The following is a 4,910-nucleotide window of genomic DNA, read 5'->3' as shown; positions in this document are numbered from 1 at the left end:
GCATCGGAGCGCCAGTGGGTGCGGGGATGGCCACGGCGGGCGGTGCAGCAGCAGCAGCCGGAGGCGTGGTGGCTGGGGTGGGCGCGGGCACCGACTCGGCAGCGACAGCGCTGGACACGGCGGCAGACTGGATCATCAACGGACAGGCGCCCGACCTAGTGGGGCCGGCGCTGGCCCTGGGCGAGCGGCTGCTGACGAACATGGTGCTCAAGAAGGTGCCGGGGCTGGGGGGGCGCGGCAAAGGTGACCAAAAGGGCGGCGGCTCTGGACCATCGGGAGGCTTCATCCCCGGTGTAGGCGGGCCTTGCATCGTAGGAACATACGACGCCATCCGCAAGAAATGCGGCCCGGGCCAGCAGGCGCACCACATCATTCCCGACACCCTCGCAAGAACCGGCAATCGTCGGCAAGGTAGCAAAGGCATTGGGCGTATCCCCGGGATGCCCAGCTTGGGAAGCGGACCGTCTATCTGCTTACAAGGCCATGCGGGAACGCAGGGCTCGGAACACAATACTGCTCACCAATGCGACGACGCAATTTGCGAAGCAGCAAAGCACAGCGATGTTGCTGGAACCATTGCGGTCAGCGAGGCGGTACCTATTGCAATGGGCGCAGCCGTGGCTGCCCGACCAGATTGCAAAGCGCAGATTGAAGCTGAGGTGCGCAAAGCGTATCCAGAATTTGAAAAAGACAATCGTTCTATGAATGGTGCAGGAAAACCTGCAACCGGGGATGCGAAGGCCCACCTCGAGCGCGGCGGAAGTGCTGGCAACGGGGGAAGAAGAAGGCGTTAATGTATGACTAAGACCACCTGGACATTTAGAACTGCATACGCGGGTGTATTCGACGACGAAATCTATACATCAGCCGCGGCTGATGTATTCGACGTTTTTGAAAAATACACAACGCTATATACGTGGAGCCCACAACTTGCCAAACAAGAAAAACACCCGAGTCCTTGGATCTACAAATCTGTAGATTGGCTTGTATCTTCCGTTACCGGTTTTTTGCCAGGGTATTCTGAGGATTGGTGGTACTGCGCATTATCTGAAGAGGGTAATGTTTTATACACTGGCGACGGCTATACAGAAGAAAAAATCCCCGGTGCTGGGGTATTTAGTGCAGATGCCAAAGGCTGGGGCTATTTGGCAGACATTCAACAAATCGGAGATTCTCTCTATGCCTGTGGCTACAAAGGGCAGGTCTACAAAAGGTATGGCCCCAATGATTGGGGCCACGTAGACAAGGGCTTACTTCAAGACCCCAAAACTCCTCAGGAGCAACGAATTGCCCTGTCCGTCATCAATGGCCCCCACGAAAACGCGATCTACGCTGCTGGCTACCAACACGCCGATTGGCTGCCGCCAAAAGCATTCTTCTTTAATGGCGAGCATTGGCGCGAGCTTGAATTGCCGGCTGTGGCGGAACGCATCGTGAACATGTACATCGAGTCAGAAACGCGCATCTGGATGTGCGGAGCCAACGGCACCTTGCTGCTGGGCAACGCCCAAGACGGGTTCAAGAGCCTCTCCACCGTGGATGACAACCAGCTCTTCACCTCGGTTTGCAAGTTCCAGGACAAGATGTACCTTGCATCCAACATGGGCCTGTTCGTATATGACCCGGCCAACCACGATGCAGGCATTCGCAGCGTGAAAACAAGCCTGACACCTGACCTACAGGATGCCAACATCGTGGACAGCCACGACAAGGTGCTATGGTCCATCGGCCCCAAAGACATTGCCCGCTTCGATGGCACCAGCTGGGAGCGCATCGACCACCCGGACAACCCGCCCATCCGCTGACCACAAAGAGACTCTGCATGGCAGATGAAGCCGCCACAGCCAAAGACGCCCGGTTCGTCCTGATCAACCTCTTGCCGGACGTCTGCCTGACTCCGAGCAAGAAAGGCTACCCGGTGCCGTATGCCATCACCCACGCTATGGACCAAAGCCAGCAATGCTCGCCCAACGTGTTCTTTCGAGGCAAGGCGGCGTACCTGCACAACGAAAGCTACGTGGACAACGTTCTGGGTGATGAGCCAGGAGCGGGCCTGGGAGTGGTGAGCGACACCCACGTGCAGATCAGCCACAACATCGACAAAAGCGCGACGGTGTACGTCAACGGACGGCAGATCGTGCGCACGGGCGACAAGATGTGGATGAACTGGCGCAAGCCAGGCTAGTTGACCTCGTAGCGCACAACCGAGGTCTGCTCCGCAGCGGTTGCAGTCATCCATGGACATACGCCGAACGCGTACTATCGGCCAGAACCGGACCCTCAAGGAGACCATGAAAACTGTGCGCGAAAGGCTAGAAGCCGCAACGGTTGACGGGAAGGATGTTTGGACAGCTGGTGGCGCTGATGAGGCGCAAATTCAAGCACTCGAACGCTCGCTAGAGGTCCGACTGCCACCCAGCTATCGACAGTTCCTGGCTTCAACTGGTGCGATGAATCTAGGTGGCATCGAGGTCGCCGGGATCATTGATGGCGACGCGTTGGACCTGTCGGGCGGCTCAGCGTATGGGGAAACTATGCGGGCTCGGGATGATTTCGCTCTACCACCCACGCTCCTCGTCATCCAGCCGGACGGCGACGCCCCCCACTACATTGATTTAGCATCGCCCGATTCTTCTGGTGAGATGGCAGTCGTGTGCTTCCAGCTCAACACCAAGAGCACTCGGGCGGTTGCCCAAGACTTCGAGCACTGGCTCTGCGAGTGGGTTCTACCAGTCGATGCTCCCGAAGCCTGAGAACGGCCAGGAGCCGTCGCTGATGGAATCAATCAGCAGACATTCAACACCTGAGTTAAGCCGCGACGCGGCGTCGGCTTGGACGATTTGTTAGGCCTTCAGCTACTTAGCCTGGATGACCCCGTTGCAGGCATAGAGACAGTTGCGAAGTGTGCTCTCGACCCTTTCAAAAAACGCATCATCTAGTACCAGCTCTTTGTGGCCACCGCTGTAGTACTGCAGCACATATCCCGCGTTGTGCTCGTGCAATACCTTGCCGTGCGCGAAAGCGTTGCGCCACTCCATGACCTTGTTAAGGTCGGCCTTTAGCTCTTTGATGCCACTTGAGTCGAGTGTCTCGGTGCTTTCGAGGAGTCTCGTGAACACTCGGCGCTTAAATGCGTAAGAGAAATCAGATGTTCCCATGATCTCCTCCGTAAAGAACTCTCGCGCTCTGCGGGTCTCGGCAGCATTGCCGAAAAGTAATTTGCTCACCGCTTCGATCATCCGGTCCTCGAGCGTCACGGCCGCCATGATGAGTTCAGAGCCGTTCTTCTCGATCGTTGCCAGCTCATCGCCCCCAGCTTCGCCAGATGAGCTGCTTTGGGGGCTGCTGCCATCCAAATGAAATCGGACGGTCAGCTCTTTCGGGAAGCGCAGTTCTTTCACAGGAGGCCTAACGTTGAATCTGAGCCGCGAGCGGCGGTTTGCTGACGCGAGTCGGCTCGAGCGACTGGTTAGGTTTCTGGTGGCGCATAGGTTGCAATTTCGCTTAGCCACCAGTTCAGGCAGTCTCCCAACTCAGCGGCGGTAGCTATGACATGAGAAGCCTGGATAGTCGTTTGCTCAGATTCTTTGTCCAGTGCCTCTAGCTCAAGTGAGCCATCTTCCCAAAGAGTTGCCCTGCCGAGGAGGCCATTTCCATCGATTTCAACGTACCTGGCCTTCTTCTCATTCCCAAGCGTAGGAGTGATCGAAACGACAAATCGCTCGGCGGCGAAAATCTTGGACTTTCCATCCTTCCAGGTCTGCAGATGGTCGAGCAGGCTCATGAAGAAACCTAACGTGATGTTGACCTCACCATTATCAGCAATGACTGCTTTGAGTTATGTACCTAAAAGACAGCTTCGGGCCCAAAAGCAGAAGTTCGTGATTTACTGCCGGACTTCAGCTAAGAGGTTAGCTTGCCCTTGGACGGCGCCCCCAGTTGGGATCTGAGAAATGTGCAATGTGTTCAGGCATGCTTGAGAGGCATGCCTGTAAGTATGCGTTGAACGTCTCATACTCGTCTGGCTCGGTGTTGTTGAACCATATGAACTGCGGCTGAACTTGCCCTTTCTCGATCAGCATGCACCACACGTCCAGAGTTCCGTCACTGACAGCGATAGGAAGTAGCCGATTCCTCTTCCAGCGAAAGCGACCCAAGGCTGCGCCTGAGATGATGTGAAGTCGTTCCTTAGCTTTACTCATCAAATCAGAGCCAAGGAAGTCTGTTGTACCAAGCAAGGTAAAAGTGCCCGAGAAATCAGGCCACCCATTCGCGTGCATCAGGAAATTTCGATGCTGCACATCCAGTCTGATACCGAGGTAGCTCTCCACCTCAGTCAATTGCTGCTCTGTTGCCCCAGGGATCGGACGCGGGAGTGGCTCCGCGCCGGGGACAGTTGTATCGCGCAGCCGCTGTGCGAGGGGACGGTACGCGTCAATGAATTCTGCAGGGCTCATCGATTTCTATGGAGAAGGCAAGGTCGGCTTCTGGCCGATAGTACCCATTCGCAAGCGGGCGCTGTAAGTCCGCAACCAGCGGCGGATTCAACCGGTCGATGCAACACATTCGCTGAACATCTCAGCGGGTGTGTGGAAGCCCAGCGTCTTGCGGGGCCTCTCGTTCAATTGTCTCGCAATGGCGTTGAGCTGAAGCTGTGAGATACCCGAGAGATTCATCCCCTTGGGCATGTACTGCCTGAGTAAACCGTTCGTGTTCTCGTTGCTTCCCCGCTGCCATGGGTGTTAGTGCCAGTGCAATCGTGATCAGCAGTGCCAGTCGAACATTGACCAGGGGCTGAAGCTGGTTCCATGAGAAGCCAGCTGTGGATAACTATAGGGTGGATGCTTCTGTAGGGCCTCCTTTTTTTGAACTCGTGGTCGGTATGGCCGAGCCGTCAGGCGAGGCCCTTT

7 protein-coding genes and 1 pseudogene are annotated in these 4,910 nt (G+C 56.3%); 4 read left to right on the top strand and 4 right to left on the bottom strand.

Translation table 11 applies throughout. From position 1 onward, the window contains the following. The 4 genes from DBR12_RS22090 to DBR12_RS21065 form a co-directional block, all read left to right on the top strand. On the top strand, positions 1–794 hold a 794-nt coding region (locus DBR12_RS22090; RefSeq protein ID WP_233245011.1), incomplete at its 5' end, for a hypothetical protein. 3 nt (positions 795–797) lie between these two features. Then, positions 798–1,805, top strand: a complete 1,008-nt coding sequence (locus DBR12_RS22085; RefSeq protein ID WP_146185595.1) for a hypothetical protein — start codon at positions 798–800, stop codon at positions 1,803–1,805. Positions 1,806–1,822: 17 nt separating this feature from the next. Then, positions 1,823–2,185, top strand: a complete 363-nt coding sequence (locus DBR12_RS21070) for a DUF4150 domain-containing protein (RefSeq protein ID WP_108619009.1) — start codon at positions 1,823–1,825, stop codon at positions 2,183–2,185. A gap of 106 nt (positions 2,186–2,291) precedes the next feature. Beyond that, positions 2,292–2,753: an SMI1/KNR4 family protein gene (locus tag DBR12_RS21065; protein WP_158275026.1), complete on the top strand. Its 462-nt coding sequence runs from the start codon at positions 2,292–2,294 to the stop codon at positions 2,751–2,753. 102 nt (positions 2,754–2,855) lie between these two features. Here DBR12_RS21065 and DBR12_RS21060 read toward each other — a convergent pair whose 3' ends face one another. From DBR12_RS21060 to DBR12_RS21045, 4 genes and pseudogenes are all read right to left on the bottom strand, one after another. Further along, entirely contained in the window at positions 2,856–3,401 is a 546-nt protein-coding gene (locus tag DBR12_RS21060; protein ID WP_108619007.1) for a hypothetical protein, read from the bottom strand. Positions 3,402–3,469: 68 nt separating this feature from the next. Continuing rightward, positions 3,470–3,784, bottom strand: a complete 315-nt coding sequence (locus DBR12_RS21055; RefSeq protein WP_108619006.1) for a hypothetical protein — start codon at positions 3,782–3,784, stop codon at positions 3,470–3,472. A gap of 127 nt (positions 3,785–3,911) precedes the next feature. After that, the gene (locus tag DBR12_RS21050) at positions 3,912–4,457 is read right to left on the bottom strand and encodes an SMI1/KNR4 family protein (RefSeq protein ID WP_108619005.1); all 546 of its coding nucleotides are present in this window, start codon (positions 4,455–4,457) and stop codon (positions 3,912–3,914) included. 87 nt (positions 4,458–4,544) lie between these two features. Next, positions 4,545–4,739 (bottom strand): annotated as a pseudogene (locus DBR12_RS21045) (transposase); the annotation flags it as partial. Positions 4,740–4,910 lie beyond the last annotated feature (171 nt).

The organism is Acidovorax sp. HMWF029, assembly GCF_003060895.1.
Lineage (GTDB): Bacteria > Pseudomonadota > Gammaproteobacteria > Burkholderiales > Burkholderiaceae_C > Acidovorax.
This window is presented reverse-complemented; position numbering and strand designations above follow the sequence as displayed.

Excerpts from the sequence above, each read along its gene's own strand:
- DBR12_RS21050 (WP_108619005.1), bottom strand. The coding sequence starts at position 4,457 with ATGAGCCCTGCAGAATTCATTGACGCGTACCGTCCCCTCGCACAGCGG.
- DBR12_RS21070 (WP_108619009.1), top strand. The coding sequence starts at position 1,823 with ATGGCAGATGAAGCCGCCACAGCCAAAGACGCCCGGTTCGTCCTGATC.
- DBR12_RS21055 (WP_108619006.1), bottom strand. The coding sequence starts at position 3,784 with ATGAGCCTGCTCGACCATCTGCAGACCTGGAAGGATGGAAAGTCCAAG.
- DBR12_RS21065 (WP_158275026.1), top strand. The coding sequence starts at position 2,292 with ATGAAAACTGTGCGCGAAAGGCTAGAAGCCGCAACGGTTGACGGGAAG.
- DBR12_RS22085 (WP_146185595.1), top strand. The coding sequence starts at position 798 with ATGACTAAGACCACCTGGACATTTAGAACTGCATACGCGGGTGTATTC.